Here is a 16,667-nt window from a genome sequence, read left to right on the forward strand (position 1 = left end):
AGAGGATAAACGTAGGCATGCAGAACTTTTTTCGGCAAAAAAGGTTGAAAACCCATTGCAAAGCACTAAATTTTATACCTGCACCACCGGGCACTTCATCACCACACCTCATGCGGCTACGCCGCCCTGGCCCTATGCCTCTCATTACGGAATCCAGCTATCAGCCGCCCTTTTATATGTTCAACGGGCACCTGCAAACCATCGTGCCAAGCCTGTGGCGTGAGGTACCGGATGTACGCTACCAACGGGAGCGGATAGAGACGGCCGACGGAGATTTTCTAGACCTCGACTGGTCGCGGCTAACAGACAGGACGGCTGACACGCTCTGCCTTGTGTCGCATGGGCTGGAAGGAGACGCGGGGCGGCCGTATGTGCGAGGCATGGTACGTGCGCTAAACAAAGCAGGGTTTGATGCGCTGGCTTGGAACTACCGCAGCTGCAGCGGCGAAATGAACCGCCTGCTCCGCTCCTACCACCTCGGCGACACCGACGACCTGGATTTTGTGGTACGCCACGCCCTGAGCAAGCTACGCTATAGCCGGGTGTTCCTGACAGGGTTTTCGGCTGGCGGCAACGTAACGCTGAAGTACCTGGGCGAGCAGCCCGAGCGAGTGCCGCGGGAAGTGGAGCGCGCCGCCGTTTTCTCCGTCCCGACCGACCTCAAAGCCAGTTCCTACCACATTGCCCGGTTCGAAAACCGAGTATATCTGAACCGTTTCCTGAAGACGTTGCGCGAAAAGATGCGCCAGAAGGCCGCCCTGCTCCCCGACCAAGTAGACCTCACCGACCTCGACCTACTCCAGGATTTCCCACAGTTCGACGACCGATTCACGGCGCCTATGCACGGCTTTAAGTCGGCGGAGGAGTATTACGAACACGCCAGCTCTGGCCGCTACCTCAGCGGCATCCGCATCCCGACGCTGCTCGTCAATGCTCAGAACGACCCGTTTCTGCCGCCCACCTGCTTCCCGCGCGACGCTGCATCGCACAGCGAGTTTGTGTTCCTGGAGACGCCCTCTGATGGCGGCCACGTCGGTTTCGGCGAAGGCACGCCCGATGGTGAGTATTACTCGGAACGTCGCGCCGTAGAGTTTCTGACGGCGGAGGTGCCGGGGTAGTAGTGGTAGGGATACTACTTGCTTAACGTGATGCACGTTATAACCCCAACCTCGGAATCGTGGTGGTTTTTAGCCCTGCCGGCCGCTGCGCCCGGCGTGGTACTTTACTGGGATGCGCTTTAATTCAGGGAGCAAGCAAATCCTCGCTACGTTTGCGGTACTTCACCGACCGTATGACATGAAACGCCTGTTGCTGCTTGCCCCGCTTTTCCTCTCCAACTGTGGAATCACGGATTCGCCGGAAGACCGGTTAGAAAGCCTCTACCGCCAGCGGATTCCGAACAGTAAGTCCGTCGTCTACGATTTCAACTATGCGGGAGCCTATGCGACTTCCTCGAATTATGGCGGACTAACCTTCCTGGATTCCAGTACGGTCTTTACAAGGGATGAAATTGACAGGTTGCCCAGCTCGTATTTTGTGGGCAAGCCTGTAGCTGGGCGGCTCCACATGCTAGTCTTGGACTATGGGCAAGGCCAGGAGTCCCCTAAGGACACGCTCTTAACGCCTGTTCGAGAATACACCAAGAAGTACAACGATGTGGAGGTTGCCGTGACGGAATACAAGTATACCTACGGCAGGGCCACGATGGACACCGGGTTGAAGCAGTACCGGTTCGAGGGCTTCCAAGAGAAGCCGGACAGTATGGTTTTTTACAACGTAACCAACAAGTACGGCGGCCCGACAGTCCCGGCCATGGCCTTTGTAAAAGGCAACATTCAGGCAGTAGAGTTTACCGGGGACACCGTGGCGTACCTTGAAATCAACCGGGCCTTCATCGGGAGGGGCAGCATATACAAGTCGCCGAAGCCCTTTCAGCTGGTCCCCAATCAACCCATTGTGGGCATGACGACGTTCCGATTCTATCCACGAAAGACGGTTAAAGCAGTATCGCTGTCAGATGTCGGCATTTATAAAAAGGTAAAATTGCCGCCAGTGAAAGGGCATTTACGTGACTAAATCAATGGTGATTTAAGCAAAGCACAGCCTTTACCGGCTCGTTCCACCGCCGCGGCTATGCTGCCCGGCCTGGTGGATGTTTTGTTGGGCCACTAGGCGCGGCGCTTCCTGTTTCAACTGCGGGTTGAGTTCCTTGACCAGCCCGTAGAAGCGTTTCACCTCCTGGTACTGAGCCTAGCTGCCTTTTCCTCCCGCTGCAGCCCAATAGGGCGAGGTTAGCCGTAAAGCTGCATATCGCGCATCTTCCCTGCTCGCCTAGTAGCCTCACGATTAACTGTATGGCGTTTGCCCAGCACTCATTTGAAAAACAGTATCGCAGCCAATTTATCTACTAGCCCTTAGACCAGCCCTTTTGAGTTAGTAGGCACAAACACCACCTTCTTCGTCTCAAAGAACTCCTCGGTGTAGAAGTCACTAAGGTTATACACTGTGGCTCTGAGACCGGATTCTTCGATTTCCTCGGTCAGGTCGCCGCCTTTGAGGTAATAGAGGCCACTGGTAGCGTCGCCGTTGGGCTTGTAGCGGTGCGCAATCCAAGTGTGGAAGGTGGCAAGACGGGCCACGGCACGGCTCACCACATAGTCGTACTTGGTGCGCAGCTGCTCGGCCCGGATCTGCTCGGCCGTCACGTTGGTCAGGTTCAGGTCGTGGGCCATTTCCTGCACCGCGTGTATCTTCTTGCCGATGCTGTCGACGAGGTGAAATTTCACTTCCGGAAACAGAATAGCCAGCGGCAGGCCCGGTAGGCCACCACCCGTACCCACATCCAGCACCGAGCTGCCGGCTGGAAACTCAATTACCTTGGCTATGCCCAGCGAGTGCAGAAAGTGGCGCTCCGCGAGGTTGTCCACGTCGGTGCGGGCCACGAGGTTGAGCTTCTCGTTCCAGCCGCGAAACTCGGTATCGAGCCGCTCAAAAAGCTGGCGCTGGTGGTCGGTGAGGTGCGGGAAGTAGTGGTTGAGGATGTGCATGGTGCGGCAAAGGTAAAAACGTCTGTCATCCTGAGCAGCGCGAAGGAGCTTATCCCGCCAGAACAAGTCGTACGCTAGTCATTTAGGCATGGCAAGGTCCTTCGCAAGCTCAAGATGACAGATAAGAAATAATTGGCATAAAAAAGCCCCGACCTGCGCCGGGGCTTTTCACTTATATGATTTCCTTTTTGTTCTTCACCATGTCATAGAGCAGCTCACGGGCACGGTGCAGTTGGGCTTTCACGGTGCCGAGCGGGGCTTTCAGCTCCTGCGCAATTTCCTCGTAGCTCAGCTCATCGAAGTAGCGCAGCGTCACGAGGCGCTGGTACTTATCGGGCAGCCGCGACACCACGTGCTGCATGATTTCGATTTTCTGGTTTTTGATGGTCGTCTCCTGCGGGTTCAGGTTCTGGTCGCGGAAGTCGATGGTAATTTCGTCGCCGTTGTCGATTTTGATGGCCGAATCAATCGACATCGTTTTGATTTTATTCTTGCGAATAAAGTCGATGCAGTTGTTGGTGGCAATGCGGAACAGCCAGGTACTGAAGGCAAATTCCGGGTTGAACTTGTGCAGGTTGCGGAAAGCTTTAGCAAATGCTTCGATAGTGAGGTCCTCGGCATCGTCGGGGTTGCGCACCATTTTCAGCACTACATGGTACACCGGCTTTTTATAGATCTGCATTAGCTCGGCGTAGGCCTTCTCATCACTATTCTCCACGGCGGCACGAATCAGCTTGAAGTCGTGCTTGGCTTTGGCAGAGAATTGTTTTTCCTGATTGTTTACTTCCATCGGAGGTTGCGGTAGAGGAACAGCGACATTCCCAGAGCGAGATAATAAAAAAAGTAGACAACATCCAGCATAGGCAGCAACGCCACCGGCAACGGGTCGTCGAGGCGTCGGCTGAGACGCTGATAGGTGAAGCAAACTATTGCGGTACGCACCACCCACAGCCCGGCCAAAGGTATCCAATCGGGCCGGGAAAACAGCAACGGGATGCTGACCCCATAGAAAAGCAGATTGCTCCCTATAAAGTTTCCCAGACGCAGCCTGTCAGAAAACCGGTAGCTCCGGCCTGCCGACAAATGCCGCCGCTTTTGCCGCCACCAGGCCTTCCAGGTATGGGAGGGCTCGGAGAGCGTATGAGCATCCGGCTCGGCCACCACAGCCACCCGCGCACCACGCGCCACGGCGTCCTGCACCAGCAGGTCGTCGTCGCCGGAAAGACTGCGGATATGGGAAGCAAACCCCTTGGTGGAGGTGAATACCTGCCGGGTATAGGCCAGGTTACGGCCTACGCCCATGTAGGGCTTTCCCCGCCACGCGAAAGACAGATACTGTCCGCCGGTAAGCAGGGTTTCAAACCGGATTAATTTATTTAAAAAACCTTCTTCCGGGGCATACGCTGAGTAGCCCAGCACCATGTCGGCGGGCTGCCGGAAGCCGTGCTGCATCCGGCTGATCCAGTGGCTGGTAGCCGGGATACAGTCGGCGTCGGTGAAGAGCAGTTGTGGATAGCGGGCCGTTTTGATGCCGAGCGTGAGGGCATATTTCTTGGGCGCCAGGCCAGCTGGTGTGCGGTCTACCGTCACGAGACGCACGTTGGGATAGTATTGCGCAAGCTGCTGCACATACAGGAATGTGTCGTCGTCGGAACGGTCGTCGATGAGCACGATTTCGAAGCCGGCGGGATATTCCTGGGTCAGCAACAGGGGCAATAGGCGGCGCAGATTTTCCAGCTCGTTGTGGGCGCACACCAGCACCGATACCGGCTGGGCAGCGGCCTCACCGGGCTCCGGCTCGGGCGGGCGGCTGGCGAAGGGCAAGAAGTAGTAGGCGGCGTAATACAGCTGCACCAGCACGCAAGCCAGCAGCAGCCAGATGGCCGGAGAAAAATCGAACGACAAAGCGGGGAAGTGAATTGGTTTGCAAAAGTAGGCATTCGGGGTGGGCGGAGTACCTTTGCAGCTGACTTAGTTGGCGGTTGCAGCTGGCCGGTTTGTAGGTCGTTGTTCTACCAACGGCCTCAACCACGCCCCCACTGCCCGCCCCCGACAACTCACTTCCCCGCATGACCTTTGACCTCGTAGCCAACGACCCGCACACCGAAGCCCGCGCCGGCGTGGTGCACACGGCCCATGGCGCCATAGAAACCCCCATTTTCATGCCCGTCGGGACGGCTGGCACGGTAAAAGCTGTGCAGCAGCGCGACCTGAAAAATGACGTGCAGGCTCAGATTATTCTCGGCAACACCTATCACCTCTATCTGCGCCCCGGCCTCGATGTGCTGCGCCAGGCCGGTGGCCTGCACAAATTTAACGGCTGGGACCGGCCCATTCTCACCGATTCGGGAGGCTACCAGGTGTACTCGCTGAGTGGCACGCGCAAAATCAAGGAGGAAGGCGTGAAGTTCCGCTCCCACATTGATGGCAGCCAGCATTTGTTTTCGCCGGAAGGCGTGATGGACATTCAGCGCACCATCGGGGCCGACATCATTATGGCCTTCGACGAGTGCACGCCTTGGCCCTGCGAGTACGACTACGCCGCCCGTTCCTTGGATATGACGCACCGCTGGCTGAAGCGCTGCATTCAGCGTTTCGACAGCACCGAGGGCCACTACGGCTACCAGCAGACACTCTTCCCGATTGTGCAGGGCTCTACGTTCAAGGATCTGCGCGTGAAGTCGGCGGAGTTTATTGCCGAGCAAGGCCGTGAGGGCAACGCTATTGGTGGTCTGAGCGTGGGCGAGCCGGCCGATATGATGTACGAAATGACCGAACTGGTCTGTGACATTCTGCCCAAAGACAAGCCGCGCTACCTGATGGGCGTGGGCACGCCGGCCAATATCCTGGAAAACATTGCGTTGGGCGTGGACATGTTCGACTGCGTGATGCCGACCCGCAACGCCCGCAACGGCATGTTGTTTACGACGCAGGGCATCATGAACGTGACCAACAGGAAGTGGGAAACCGACTTCGAGCCGATAGATGCTGAACTGGGTGGCTACGTTAGCACGTTCTATTCGCGCAGCTATGTGCGCCACCTGTTCCAGAGCAAGGAAATGCTGGGGCCGCAGATTGCCTCCGTTCACAACCTCACCTTCTATCTGTGGCTCGTGAAGCAGGCCCGCCAGCAGATTTTGGCCGGCACTTTCCGCGAGTGGAAGGAGAAGATGGTGAAGCAGGTAATGACGCGGCTGTAACGTATACTGGGCCATCATGCTGAGCGGTGTCGGAGCCTCTCTGCCGCTTCTACTCCGCTCAGCATGACGTTCTAACACACCACAATGCGAATTCTCGATAAGTACATTCTTCAGAAATTCCTCACGGCCTTCTTCTTCACGGTGGTGGTGCTGGTGATGGTAATTTGCGTGATTGACTTCACGGAGAAGAACGACGACTTTATCCAGCACAACCTGGGGGCGTGGCAGATTATCACGGAGTATTACGTGAACCTGTTTCCGTATTACGCCAATCTGCTCTCCCCTATCACCGTGTTTATTGCGGTGGTGTTCGTGACGGCGCAGCTGGCCGCACGCACCGAAATTGTGGCTATTCTGGCTTCGGGTGTGAGTTTTAAGCGGCTGCTGGTGCCGTATATGATGGGCAGTTTGGTACTGGGCATCATCACAATGGCTCTCACCGGCTGGATCATTCCGTACGCCAACAAGACGCGGGTGGAGTTTGAGCGGAAGTACATCAAAAACCCCTACCGCTTCAGTGGCCGCAACGTGCACATCAAGGTCGGGCCGAAGAGCTACGCCTTCATGGAGAGCTACGACAATGTGAACAACGTGGGCTACAAGTTTGCGCTGGAAACCATTGAGGGCACCCTACTCAAGCGCCGCCTGACGGCCGAAGCCATTACCTGGGACTCCACAAAGCGCGCCTGGCGCCTGACACCACAGCTGGTGCGCACCATCCAGGGGCAGAAGGAAACGTTGCTTTCGTTGCCCGCCCGCGACACCACGCTCAACCTCTATCCCAAGGATTTTGCCAGCACCTACCGCCTCAGCGAAACGCTGACGCTGCCTGAGTTGAACAAGTTCATCCAGCAAAAGATAGACCGGGGCGCGGCCGACACTCAGATCTATCTGAGCGAGAAATATGAGCGATACGCCTACCCGTACGCTATTTTCATCCTTACTATCATCGGAGTAATTATGAGTGCGCGCAAGAGCCGGGCGGGCGTAGGCGGGCAAATTGCGCTGGGGTTTGTGCTGGCCTTTGTGTTTATCATCTTCGTGATTCTGAGCCGCAACTTCGCGCAGGTCGGCTCCCTTTCTCCGCTGCTGGCCGCCTGGATTCCCAGCATCGTTTTCACTGGTATTGGGCTGATGCTGTACCGGGTGGTGCCACGGTAGCTTCGTTGAGTGAACAGGTGAATAAGAGGATGGCTGTGCCACCTTACGCACTTATTTGCTCCTTCCCCCTTTCAATTATTCACTCATTCAATGCTCAAAGACTACCTGCGCCTGCATTTCATCGTCCTGCTCTGGGGCTTCACGGCCATTCTGGGCAAGCTGATTTCGGTGCCGCCGGTAGAGTTGGTGTTCTGGCGGACGCTGCTGGCGGCAGCCGGATTACTGGGGCTGCTGGCCCTGCGTCGGCAGCCGTGGCGGATGCCGGCCGGCGAGGCGCTACGTCTGCTGGGCGTGGGTGCGCTGGTAGCCGCCCACTGGATTACATTTTTTCTGGCGGCTCGCCTTTCCTCAGTGAGTGTATGCCTGGCCGGTATGGCCACGCTCGCCCTCTGGACGTCGCTGCTGGAGCCGCTGCTGCTGTGGCGGCGGGTGCGTTTCTACGAGGTGGGCTTGGGCTTGCTGACGATGGTCGGCCTCTACATTGTGGCGCAGGCCGTGTACGGCCACCCGGCCCCGGCTGCTAAAGGTGCAGTTTCGGAGCAGGGCCAGTTGCTGGGGCTGGGCGTAGCGGTTATTTCGGCGGGCCTGTCGGCGCTGTTCAGCGTGCTGAACTCCACGCTGGTGAAGCGCTACACGCCCATGCGCCTCACACTGTATGAAATGGCTGGCGCCTGCCTGAGCATTGCGCTATTTATGCCTCTCTACAGCCGTTATTTCACCGAAGGCCGTGGCCTGCAGTTGGTCCTCGGTGGCTACGACTGGCTGTGGATGTTTCTACTGGCCGGCGCCTGCACGGTGTACGCCTTTTCTTCCTCCGTCGAGCTGATGAAGCGGATTTCGGCCTTTGTCGTGAACCTAACCATCAACCTGGAGCCGGTGTATGGCATCTTGCTGGCCGTGGGCATGTACACGCTCCGGGTGCCTGGTTTCGGGCAGGAACGGCTTTCCACGGGCTTCTACATTGGTACGCTGGTCATTCTGCTCAGTGTACTCATCCATCCGGTGCTGGACCAATGGAACAAGCGCCGCCAGCGCAAAGCAGAAGCGGCAGAAGCCGTAGTGTAGCGTCAAGCTACAGCCGCCCGTCCCACACCAGATACTCCGTCGGCAGATTCAGTTTCGGGGGCTGCTCCTGGCCCGGAAACAGGCCGTACACGGCCGAGCCGGAGCCAGAAAGGCTGGCGTAGGCGGCTCCCGCATCATACAGCTTACGCTTAATTTCACCGAGCACCGGGTAGAAAGGCGTCAGGGCATCTTCGAAGTCGTTGCTGACGGTGTCGCGCCAGGTTTCCAGAGGCTGCGCCAATGCCGTGCGTAACTCGTGACGCGGCGGGCGGGGCATCACGCGGCTATACGCTTCGGCAGTGCTGACGTGCAGGCCCGGGTACACGACTTTGCAGGCGGTGCCGGTCAGGTTGAGGCTGATATCCTCGAATACGTCGCCTTTCTCGTACGCGAAAACCGGCTTATTCTGAATGAAAAAGGCGCAGTCGGAACCCAGCCGGCGGGCATAGCCTTCCAGTGTTTCAGCCGTCAGATTCAGCGCGAACAGGTCGTTCAAAGCCTTCAGCGCAAACGCCGCATCGGCCGAGCCACCGCCTAATCCAGCCCCGATAGGCACCACTTTATGCAGGTGCATCTGCACGGGCGGCAGCGCAAAATCGGCGCGCAGCAGCTCGTAGGCGCGGCGACACAGGTTGGTGGCCGGGTCGCCGGGCACCGGAATGCCGGTGAGGCTGAGCGTGGTTTCGGGGCCGGCGGCGGGCAGCACTTCCAGCGCATCGCACCACGGCAGCGGCACAAACACCGATTCGAGGTTGCGGAAACCGTCGGGGCGTAGTGCCGTGACGTAGAGGCCGAGGTTGAGTTTGGCGTTCGGAAAAACGAGCATGCGGCAGAAGCTTTTTGGGCCGGCCGCTGGTCTTCTCATCTACGCGAGGCGGCCAGGCCAGCAGAAGGCGCAAGCTAAAGCACAGAAGCGGAAGTCGCGCCGACGTGGCATTTCCTTCTATTTTTGACCTTTTCCCTTCTGTTCGCTTCACTGCTCCTATGTCCGTTGCTGAATCTGCTGGCTGGTACCGCCGCTGGGGCAAGCGCGCCCTGGATGTGCTGCTGGCCGCGCCGCTGCTGCTGCTGGCACTGCCGCTGCTGCTACCGGCTGCGGTGGCGCTGGCTGTGCAGAACGGCGGCCCCTGGCTGTTTCGGCAGTTGCGGCCAGGTCTACACGGGCGTCTTTTCCCGCTCTACAAGCTCCAGACCATGACTTCCGCCCACAACCAGCACGGCCAGTTACTGCCCGATGCCCAGCGCCTGCCGCGCCTGGGCCGCTGGCTGCGGGCCACCTCCCTCGACGAGCTACCGCAGCTCTGGAACGTGCTGCGCGGCGAAATCAGCCTGGTGGGTCCGCGGCCGCTGTTGCCGGAGTATCTGCCGCTGTACTCGCCAGAGCAGGCCCGCCGCCACGCGGTGCGGCCCGGTATTACGGGCTGGGCTCAGATAAATGGCCGCAATGCTATCAGCTGGGAGCAGAAATTCCAATACGACGTCTGGTATGTCGAACACCTGAGCATTGTGCTGGATCTGCGCATTCTGGCCCGCACGGCCGGCCGGGTACTGCGCGCCCACGATATCAGTGCCCCCGGCCACGTCACTACCGAGGCCTTCCGGGGCACTCCCTCCTCTTCCGACTCTTCCTCATGATGCCCGCTTCTACTCCTGTTATTGCACCAGACTCCGGCGAAAGGCTCCAGCCGTTGGTCATATTCGGGGCCGGCGGCCTGGGCCGCGAGGTGCTGGTGCTGGTACGTCAGATTAATGAGCAGCGCCCGACCTGGGAGCTGCTGGGCTTCTATGACGACGTGCGCCCCGCCACTGATACCATCAACGGCCTGCCCTATGTCGGCACCGCCGCTGACCTGAATGCCGCTCCCGCACCTCTGCACGTGGTGGTGGCAGTAGGAAGCAGCCAAGGGCGGGCGGCCGTGGTGGAACGGCTGAATTCACCCCAGCTTTCGTTTCCTACCCTTGTTCATCCCAGCGTAGCCTGGGCCCCGTATCAGCAGTTGCGAGTCGGGGCGGGCTGCATCATTAGTCAGGGCTGCATCCTGACGACGGATATCACGCTCGGCCGCCACGTGCTGCTCAACCTGGGCTGTACCATCGGCCATGATGCCGCGCTGGAAGATTTCTGCTCCCTGATGCCGCATGCCAACGTGGGCGGCGAAGCCTGCCTGGAAACCGGCGTGTATCTGGGAACCAATGCTACCGTTATCAATCGGGTGCGCGTGGGAGCCCGCACCATCATAGGGGCCGGAGCCGTGGCCGTGCGCGACCTGCCCGCCGACTGCACCGCTGTAGGCGTGCCGGCTCAGCGCATCAAGCAGCACGCACTGTAGTCTGAGGTCGGCCCGGCTTCTGGAAACGGGCGTTTTTGCTTCTTCTTTTTTACAGCCGGCTTTTGAGCAGAAGCGCCGGCAGCATGTTCCGGCTTCGGCCGCTGCTACCTTTGCCCTATGCGCAGCCAGGACCACGACCGAATCTATCTTTCTCCCCCGCACCTCGGCCGCCACGAGCTGAACTACCTGCACAAGGCCATCGAGGACAACTGGGTGGCGCCGGCCGGCCCTAACCTCACGGGGTTTGAGCGCGACATCTGCGAGTTTACCGGCGCGGCACACTGCGTCGCCCTTACGTCCGGTACCGCGGCTATTCATCTGGGGCTGAAGCTGCTTGGCGTTGGTCCCGGCGACGAAGTCCTCTGCCCTTCGTTTACGTTCGTAGCTACCGCCAACCCCATCGTTTATCTGGGAGCCAGCCCGGTTTTTATCGACAGTGAGGCTGAAACCTGGAATCTGTGCCCCGTGCGGCTGCGCGAAGCCATAGAGGACCGTATCCGGCGCGGCCAGCGGCCTAAAGCCCTGATCATCGTGCACCTGTACGGGATGCCCTGCAAGCTGCGCGAAATCCTGGCCATTGCGGCTGAGTTCGATATTCCGCTACTCGAAGATGCAGCTGAAGCGCTGGGCAGCCGCTACGACGGACAGCCGCTGGGCACTTTCGGAGCAGTCGGGGTATTCTCTTTCAACGGCAACAAAATCCTGACGACCAGCGGCGGCGGGGCTCTGGTGACCAACAACGCTGACTGGGACAAGAAAGCCCGTTTCTGGGCCACGCAGGCCAAAGACCCGGCACCGTATTACCAGCATTCCGAAATAGGCTACAACTACCGCCTCAGTAACCTACTGGCTGGCATCGGGCGCGGCCAGATGGAGCTGCTGGAAGACCGGGTGAAGCGCCGCCGCGAAATCTACAACTGGTACCAGGAGCACCTGAACGGCCTTCCCGGCTTGTCGTTTGGCCCTACCGAACCGGCCGGGGGACGCTCCAACCGCTGGCTCACCTGTGTGCTGCTGCGCCCGTCCGAAACCGCTGTTACGCCCGAACAGTTGCGCCTGCACCTCGAAACCCACAACATCGAAAGCCGCCCGCTCTGGAAGCCACTGCACCTACAGCCGCTTTTTGCTGCTGCTCCCATGTATGGCGGCGCGGTTTGTACCAATTTGTTTGAGCAGGGATTGTGCCTGCCTTCCGGTACTGCTATGACAGATACTGATTTGAAGCGAGTTGCGGATGCAGTGAAAGAAATGGCAACTGCTTCCTACAACTAAAATAGGCACAAACTCATTTCCACAAGTACATAAAGTTCAATTAGCAGTACTCCTGGCACAAAAGTCATCCTGGTTAGTTCAAAGCTTCCTGAGTCAGTATATAATTACTCATCAGCAAGCGCCTGCTGCAGGTCCGCCAGCAACTCCTCAATCGGCTCAATTCCAACTGAAAGCCGTACCAACCCTATCGTAATGCCCAGATCGGCCTGCTGCTCCGGTGTCAGGTAGCGGTGCGAAGTGCCCAGCGGATACGACAGGGACGAGTCGACGCCAGCCAGCGAAGGCGCAAACGGGAACCGCTTGCTCCGCTGCATGAAGCGGTTAACTACCGCTTCATCACCGGCCAGCAGTACGGACATCATTCCGCCAAAAAGCTCCTTTCCCTGCTCCCGCGCCAGCGCGTGCTGCGGGTGGTCGGGCAGGCCTGGGTAATACACAGCGCGCACGCCGGTCTGCTCCCGCAGAAATTCCGCTACGGCTAGCGCATTGTGGCTGTGCTCACGCATGCGCAGGCGCAGGGTTTTTAAGCCACGCATGGCCAACCAGCTTTCCATCGGGCTCAGCGTGAGGCCGTAGAGTACGCCAATCTGCTTGAGCCGGGCCGCCGTTTCTGCATCGGAAGCTACTACAGCGCCGGCCGTCACATCAGAGTGGCCCGCAATGTATTTCGTGACGCTGTGCAGCACGATATCTACGCCCAGTGCCAGCGGCTGCGTAATAACAGGCGTTGCAAACGTGTTATCTACCACCAGTTTCAGGCCCAGTTGGTGGCATTCGGCCGCCAGCCGGCGTAGGTCAGCCACACGCAACAAGGGGTTGCTCATGGTTTCGGCCAGCAGCAGGCGCGTGGTGGGCTGCACGAACTGCCGCAGGTCGTAGAGCTGCTCAAACGGCACGTACGTTACTGAAATACCCATTCGGCTCAGCTCATTGTTCAGCAACGACGACGAGCCGCCGTAGATATCCGCCGCACACAGCACATGGTCGCCGGCGCGGCAGCAGGCCAGCAGCGCCGCGAAAATGGCCGCCATGCCCGAGCCCGTGGCAATGGCCCCCGCCCCACCTTCCAGCCGGTTCACGGCCTCCGCTAGTTCATCAGAATTGGGGTTGCCGTTGCGCGAGTACAAGTAGCGGCTGCCCGGCTCCCCAAAGTATAGCTCCAGCTCATTCAGATCCTCAAACTTGAAAACAGACGTCTGATAGATCGGGGTAATCTTGGGGTGAATTTCCATGAAGCAAAGCTAGACAGTCGCCGGTAATAAGAGGCCAATAGACAAAGCGGAAGGCAATCAGGCTGCAGTACAGCCCACGGAATAGGAAAACAAAAAGCCTCTCCTGTAAAGGAAAGGCTTTTCATTTCAAGCTGAAACCGAGTTACGCCGAAGCGCCTTCGGCCAGCACGATTACGTTGTTGCGCAGCACTTCTACCACGCCGCCATCAATGTGGAAAGTAGTAGCGCCGCCGTTCAGCACGACGTTTCCTTCTTTCAGCGCCGAAATCAGTGGAGCGTGGTTGTTGAGAACCTCAAACAGACCATCGGTACCCGGAAACTGGGCCGACGTAACCTCGCCTTCAAATACTTTCCGGTCCGGCGTGATGATTTCCAGATGCATATGCTTGGTTGTTATTGTAAAGAGCTGATTGCCGGAGGCTGACTGATCAACAATCAGCCTCCGGCAATCAACAACCAATTACTTGGCTTCGGCTACCAGCTTCTCACCTTTGGCTACAGCATCTTCGATGTTGCCTACCAAGTTGAAAGCAGCTTCCGGCAGGTGGTCATGCTTGCCGTCGATGATTTCGTTGAAGCCGCGGATGGTATCCTTGATGTCAACGAGTACACCTTTCAGGCCCGTGAACTGCTCGGCTACGAAGAAGGGCTGCGACAGGAAGCGCTGCACGCGGCGGGCGCGGTTTACTACCTGCTTGTCCTCTTCGGAGAGTTCATCCATACCCAGGATGGCGATGATGTCCTGCAGTTCTTTGTAGCGCTGCAGAATCTCCTTCACGCGCTGAGCGGTGTTGTAGTGCTCTTCGCCCAGTACTTCTACCGACAGAATGCGCGAGGTGGAGTCCAGCGGGTCAACGGCTGGGTAGATGCCCAGCTCGGCGATTTTGCGGCTCAATACCGTGGTGGCATCCAAGTGAGCAAAGGTGTTGGCCGGGGCCGGGTCAGTCAAGTCATCGGCAGGCACATACACGGCCTGTACCGACGTGATAGAACCACGCTTGGTAGAAGTAATGCGCTCCTGCATGGCACCCATTTCGGTAGCCAGCGTGGGCTGATACCCTACGGCCGACGGCATCCGACCCAACAGAGCCGATACTTCGGAACCAGCTTGGGTGAAGCGGAAGATGTTGTCGATGAAGAACAGGATGTCGCGGCCAGCGCCGGTGCCGTCACCATCACGGAAGCTTTCGGCAATCGTCAGACCCGACAGGGCCACACGAGCACGGGCTCCGGGAGGCTCGTTCATTTGGCCGAACACGAGAGTCGCCTGCGACTTCTCCATCTCGGCCATGTCTACTTTGCTCAAATCCCAGCCGCCTTCCTCCATCGAGTGCTTGAACTCCTCGCCGTAGCGAATGATGTTGGCCTCAATGAATTCGCGCAACAGGTCATTGCCTTCGCGGGTGCGCTCACCTACACCAGCAAACACCGACAGACCCGAGTAGGCCTTGGCTACGTTGTTGATCAGTTCCTGAATCAATACGGTTTTGCCTACGCCGGCACCACCGAACAGACCAATTTTGCCACCCTTTACATAAGGAGCAAGCAGGTCAATTACTTTAATGCCGGTGAAGAACACTTCCGAAGAAGTTGCCAGTTCTTCGAAAGCCGGAGCCTGACGGTGAATCGGCAGACGCGTGGTGCTCGTCGGCTGCGGAATGCCGTCGATGGCATGACCGATTACGTTGAACAGACGGCCTTTGATGCTGTCGCCGGTAGGCATGGAGATGGGCGCGCCCAGGTCACGTACTACAGCACCGCGGGTCAGGCCCTCGGTCGAGTCCATGGCGATGGTGCGGACCCGGTCTTCGCCCAGGTGCTGCTGGCACTCCAGGATAACTACCTGGCCGTTGTCTTTCACGACTTCAAGAGCGTCGAGAATGTTGGGGAGCTTGGAGCCTTCACCCGCGAAGCTCACGTCCACAACGGGACCGATAACCTGGGTGATTTTGCCGGTATTCGCCATTACGTTTTATGTATGGATGGGATGCAACTTTTCAGGGCGCAAAACTACGGCTTAATCCCCGCTTTGCCAAAGTCAGGCCGTCAGGAAAGTTTCTGCTGAGAATATGGCTGCTTCTTTCCCTGAAAATCAGGCACTCAGGCCCCGTAAAAGGCCCTTGCCGGGCTAAGGAGGCCAAAATTTCTGAAAAAATTTTTCGGGTAAAGTTTGCCTTAAATAAAAGCCGTAGTACATTTGCACACCCAAACGGAACACCGGCAACGGAAAGCGAATGGGAAATTGTCCGATGGTGTAACTGGCAACACGCTTGATTTTGATTCAAGAAAGTCCAGGTTCGAGCCCTGGTCGGACAACCGACTGAGTAAAGCGAAAGGCGCTGATTCTTCCTCCTCTGGAAGAGTCGGCGCCTTTCGCTTTTTTATTTTCCTTCCTTCCCCTACCCCATGTCACAGCAGGTAAAGATTTTCGCGGGCAATGCTTCCCACGAACTGGGTATGAAAATCGCCGAAGCCTTCGGCCAGCCGCTCGGCGACCTGAGCATTCAGCGCTTCGCCGATACGGAGCTGGGGCCCAGCTTCAATGAAAGCGTGCGGGGCTGCGCCGTGTTCCTGATTCAGAGCACAAACCCGCCGGCCGAAAACCTAATGGAGCTGGCCTTGATGGTGGATGCCGCCAAGCGTGCCTCTGCTTACAAGGTGAATATTGTGATGCCCTATATGGGCTATGCCCGCCAGGACCGTAAGGACAAGCCGCGCGTGAGCATCGGAGCCAAAGTGGTGGCCAACATAGTTCAGAGCGTGGGCACCGACCGTCTGATGACCTGCGACTTGCACGCCGGCCAGATTCAGGGCTTCTACGATATTCCGGTAGACCACCTCGATGGCGCCACTGTTACAGCACCATATATCAAGAGCCTGAACCTCGACAACCTAATTTTCGCTTCGCCTGACGTGGGCGGCGTGGTGCGGACCCGGGCCTTCGCCAAGAAATTCGGGGCCGAAATTGTGGTCTGCGACAAAATGCGCTTGCGGGCTAATGAAATAGCCTCCATGCAAGTCATCGGCGACGTAACGGGCATGAACGTGGTACTGGTAGACGACATCGTGGACACGGCCGGCACCATCTGCAAAGCCGCTGAATTGCTGATGGAGCGCGGGGCCAAATCGGTACGCGCCGTTATTACGCACGGTGTGCTTTCCGGCCCGGCGCACGAGCGAATCCGCAATTCGGCCCTGGAGGAGTTGGTAATTACGGATACGCTGCCTTTGAAGGAGGAGAACCACAAAATCAAGGTTATTTCCCTGGCGCCGCTCTTCGCTTCGGCCATCCGCAACGTGGTGTCGCACGAGTCGATTAGCTCGCTGTTTGTGTAGCCGGTTGTCTGTCATCCTGAGTGC

Annotated in this window: 16 protein-coding genes and 1 tRNA gene; 10 read left to right on the forward strand and 7 right to left on the reverse strand. The window is 58.1% G+C overall.

The features are described from left to right. Positions 1–134: 134 nt before the first annotated feature. Together H4317_RS15410 and H4317_RS15415 are read left to right on the forward strand one after the other, a co-directional pair. Entirely contained in the window at positions 135–1,118 is a 984-nt protein-coding gene (locus H4317_RS15410) for a YheT family hydrolase (RefSeq protein WP_185887461.1), read from the forward strand. 178 nt (positions 1,119–1,296) lie between these two features. Beyond that, positions 1,297–2,076 carry a hypothetical protein gene (locus H4317_RS15415; protein WP_185887462.1) on the forward strand — a complete coding sequence of 260 codons (780 nt, stop codon included), beginning with the start codon at positions 1,297–1,299 and terminating at the stop codon, positions 2,074–2,076. A gap of 338 nt (positions 2,077–2,414) precedes the next feature. On the opposite strand, the gene rsmG is transcribed toward H4317_RS15415, so the two are convergent. From rsmG to H4317_RS15430, 3 genes are all read right to left on the reverse strand, one after another. Next, complete coding sequence (rsmG, locus tag H4317_RS15420) at positions 2,415–3,047, reverse strand: 16S rRNA (guanine(527)-N(7))-methyltransferase RsmG (protein ID WP_185887463.1); 633 nt, start codon at positions 3,045–3,047, stop codon at positions 2,415–2,417. A 172-nt stretch (positions 3,048–3,219) separates the two neighbouring features. Continuing rightward, on the reverse strand, positions 3,220–3,837 hold the full coding sequence (locus H4317_RS15425; protein ID WP_073287353.1) for an RNA polymerase sigma factor: 618 nt from the start codon (positions 3,835–3,837) through the stop codon (positions 3,220–3,222). Further along, positions 3,828–4,952 carry a glycosyltransferase gene (locus H4317_RS15430; protein WP_185887464.1) on the reverse strand — a complete coding sequence of 375 codons (1,125 nt, stop codon included), beginning with the start codon at positions 4,950–4,952 and terminating at the stop codon, positions 3,828–3,830. Before H4317_RS15430 ends, H4317_RS15425 begins: the two co-directional genes overlap by 10 nt. Before the next feature lie 164 nt (positions 4,953–5,116). On the opposite strand from H4317_RS15430, the gene tgt reads away from it, so the two are divergent. From tgt to H4317_RS15445, 3 genes are all read left to right on the forward strand, one after another. Continuing rightward, complete coding sequence (gene tgt / locus H4317_RS15435; RefSeq protein ID WP_185887465.1) at positions 5,117–6,247, forward strand: tRNA guanosine(34) transglycosylase Tgt; 1,131 nt, start codon at positions 5,117–5,119, stop codon at positions 6,245–6,247. A gap of 84 nt (positions 6,248–6,331) precedes the next feature. Then, positions 6,332–7,408, forward strand: a complete 1,077-nt coding sequence (locus H4317_RS15440) for an LptF/LptG family permease (RefSeq protein WP_185887466.1) — start codon at positions 6,332–6,334, stop codon at positions 7,406–7,408. A gap of 90 nt (positions 7,409–7,498) precedes the next feature. Further along, positions 7,499–8,473, forward strand: a complete 975-nt coding sequence (locus tag H4317_RS15445) for a DMT family transporter (protein ID WP_185887467.1) — start codon at positions 7,499–7,501, stop codon at positions 8,471–8,473. A 7-nt stretch (positions 8,474–8,480) separates the two neighbouring features. On the opposite strand, the gene ispE is transcribed toward H4317_RS15445, so the two are convergent. Continuing rightward, a complete protein-coding gene (ispE, locus tag H4317_RS15450; protein ID WP_185887468.1) occupies positions 8,481–9,299 on the reverse strand; it encodes a 4-(cytidine 5'-diphospho)-2-C-methyl-D-erythritol kinase in 819 nt (272 codons plus the stop codon). Positions 9,300–9,457: 158 nt separating this feature from the next. On the opposite strand from ispE, the gene H4317_RS15455 reads away from it, so the two are divergent. The 3 genes from H4317_RS15455 to H4317_RS15465 all read left to right on the forward strand — a co-directional run bounded on the left by H4317_RS15455 (position 9,458) and on the right by H4317_RS15465 (position 12,075). Then, complete coding sequence (locus H4317_RS15455) at positions 9,458–10,108, forward strand: sugar transferase (RefSeq protein ID WP_185887469.1); 651 nt, start codon at positions 9,458–9,460, stop codon at positions 10,106–10,108. Then, positions 10,105–10,803 carry an acetyltransferase gene (locus tag H4317_RS15460; RefSeq protein WP_185887470.1) on the forward strand — a complete coding sequence of 233 codons (699 nt, stop codon included), beginning with the start codon at positions 10,105–10,107 and terminating at the stop codon, positions 10,801–10,803. Before H4317_RS15455 ends, H4317_RS15460 begins: the two co-directional genes overlap by 4 nt. 117 nt (positions 10,804–10,920) lie before the next feature. Further along, complete coding sequence (locus H4317_RS15465; protein WP_185887471.1) at positions 10,921–12,075, forward strand: DegT/DnrJ/EryC1/StrS family aminotransferase; 1,155 nt, start codon at positions 10,921–10,923, stop codon at positions 12,073–12,075. 104 nt (positions 12,076–12,179) lie between these two features. Here H4317_RS15465 and H4317_RS15470 read toward each other — a convergent pair whose 3' ends face one another. The 3 genes from H4317_RS15470 to atpD form a co-directional block, all read right to left on the reverse strand. Then, positions 12,180–13,307: a trans-sulfuration enzyme family protein gene (locus H4317_RS15470; RefSeq protein WP_185887472.1), complete on the reverse strand. Its 1,128-nt coding sequence runs from the start codon at positions 13,305–13,307 to the stop codon at positions 12,180–12,182. Positions 13,308–13,449: 142 nt separating this feature from the next. Then, positions 13,450–13,689 carry an ATP synthase F1 subunit epsilon gene (atpC, locus tag H4317_RS15475; RefSeq protein WP_185887473.1) on the reverse strand — a complete coding sequence of 80 codons (240 nt, stop codon included), beginning with the start codon at positions 13,687–13,689 and terminating at the stop codon, positions 13,450–13,452. Between the two features lie 78 nt (positions 13,690–13,767). Beyond that, positions 13,768–15,273 carry a F0F1 ATP synthase subunit beta gene (gene atpD / locus H4317_RS15480; protein ID WP_185887474.1) on the reverse strand — a complete coding sequence of 502 codons (1,506 nt, stop codon included), beginning with the start codon at positions 15,271–15,273 and terminating at the stop codon, positions 13,768–13,770. 277 nt (positions 15,274–15,550) lie between these two features. Here atpD and H4317_RS15485 point away from each other — a divergent pair. Both H4317_RS15485 and H4317_RS15490 read left to right on the forward strand, forming a co-directional pair. After that, positions 15,551–15,623, forward strand: a tRNA-Gln gene (locus H4317_RS15485). Between the two features lie 90 nt (positions 15,624–15,713). Further along, positions 15,714–16,643 carry a ribose-phosphate pyrophosphokinase gene (locus tag H4317_RS15490; RefSeq protein ID WP_185887475.1) on the forward strand — a complete coding sequence of 310 codons (930 nt, stop codon included), beginning with the start codon at positions 15,714–15,716 and terminating at the stop codon, positions 16,641–16,643. Positions 16,644–16,667: the final 24 nt, after the last annotated feature.

Origin of the sequence: Hymenobacter sediminicola (genome assembly GCF_014250515.1) — a bacterium.
In the GTDB taxonomy this organism is placed as follows: domain Bacteria; phylum Bacteroidota; class Bacteroidia; order Cytophagales; family Hymenobacteraceae; genus Hymenobacter; species Hymenobacter sediminicola.

Excerpts from the sequence above, each read along its gene's own strand:
- H4317_RS15410 (WP_185887461.1), top strand. The coding sequence starts at position 135 with ATGCCTCTCATTACGGAATCCAGCTATCAGCCGCCCTTTTATATGTTC.
- H4317_RS15460 (WP_185887470.1), top strand. The coding sequence starts at position 10,105 with ATGATGCCCGCTTCTACTCCTGTTATTGCACCAGACTCCGGCGAAAGG.
- H4317_RS15490 (WP_185887475.1), top strand. The coding sequence starts at position 15,714 with ATGTCACAGCAGGTAAAGATTTTCGCGGGCAATGCTTCCCACGAACTG.
- tgt (WP_185887465.1), top strand. The coding sequence starts at position 5,117 with ATGACCTTTGACCTCGTAGCCAACGACCCGCACACCGAAGCCCGCGCC.
- H4317_RS15415 (WP_185887462.1), top strand. The coding sequence starts at position 1,297 with ATGAAACGCCTGTTGCTGCTTGCCCCGCTTTTCCTCTCCAACTGTGGA.
- ispE (WP_185887468.1), bottom strand. The coding sequence starts at position 9,299 with ATGCTCGTTTTTCCGAACGCCAAACTCAACCTCGGCCTCTACGTCACG.
- H4317_RS15440 (WP_185887466.1), top strand. The coding sequence starts at position 6,332 with ATGCGAATTCTCGATAAGTACATTCTTCAGAAATTCCTCACGGCCTTC.
- H4317_RS15470 (WP_185887472.1), bottom strand. The coding sequence starts at position 13,307 with ATGGAAATTCACCCCAAGATTACCCCGATCTATCAGACGTCTGTTTTC.
- atpC (WP_185887473.1), bottom strand. The coding sequence starts at position 13,689 with ATGCATCTGGAAATCATCACGCCGGACCGGAAAGTATTTGAAGGCGAG.
- atpD (WP_185887474.1), bottom strand. The coding sequence starts at position 15,273 with ATGGCGAATACCGGCAAAATCACCCAGGTTATCGGTCCCGTTGTGGAC.
- H4317_RS15445 (WP_185887467.1), top strand. The coding sequence starts at position 7,499 with ATGCTCAAAGACTACCTGCGCCTGCATTTCATCGTCCTGCTCTGGGGC.
- H4317_RS15455 (WP_185887469.1), top strand. The coding sequence starts at position 9,458 with ATGTCCGTTGCTGAATCTGCTGGCTGGTACCGCCGCTGGGGCAAGCGC.
- rsmG (WP_185887463.1), bottom strand. The coding sequence starts at position 3,047 with ATGCACATCCTCAACCACTACTTCCCGCACCTCACCGACCACCAGCGC.
- H4317_RS15465 (WP_185887471.1), top strand. The coding sequence starts at position 10,921 with ATGCGCAGCCAGGACCACGACCGAATCTATCTTTCTCCCCCGCACCTC.
- H4317_RS15425 (WP_073287353.1), bottom strand. The coding sequence starts at position 3,837 with ATGGAAGTAAACAATCAGGAAAAACAATTCTCTGCCAAAGCCAAGCAC.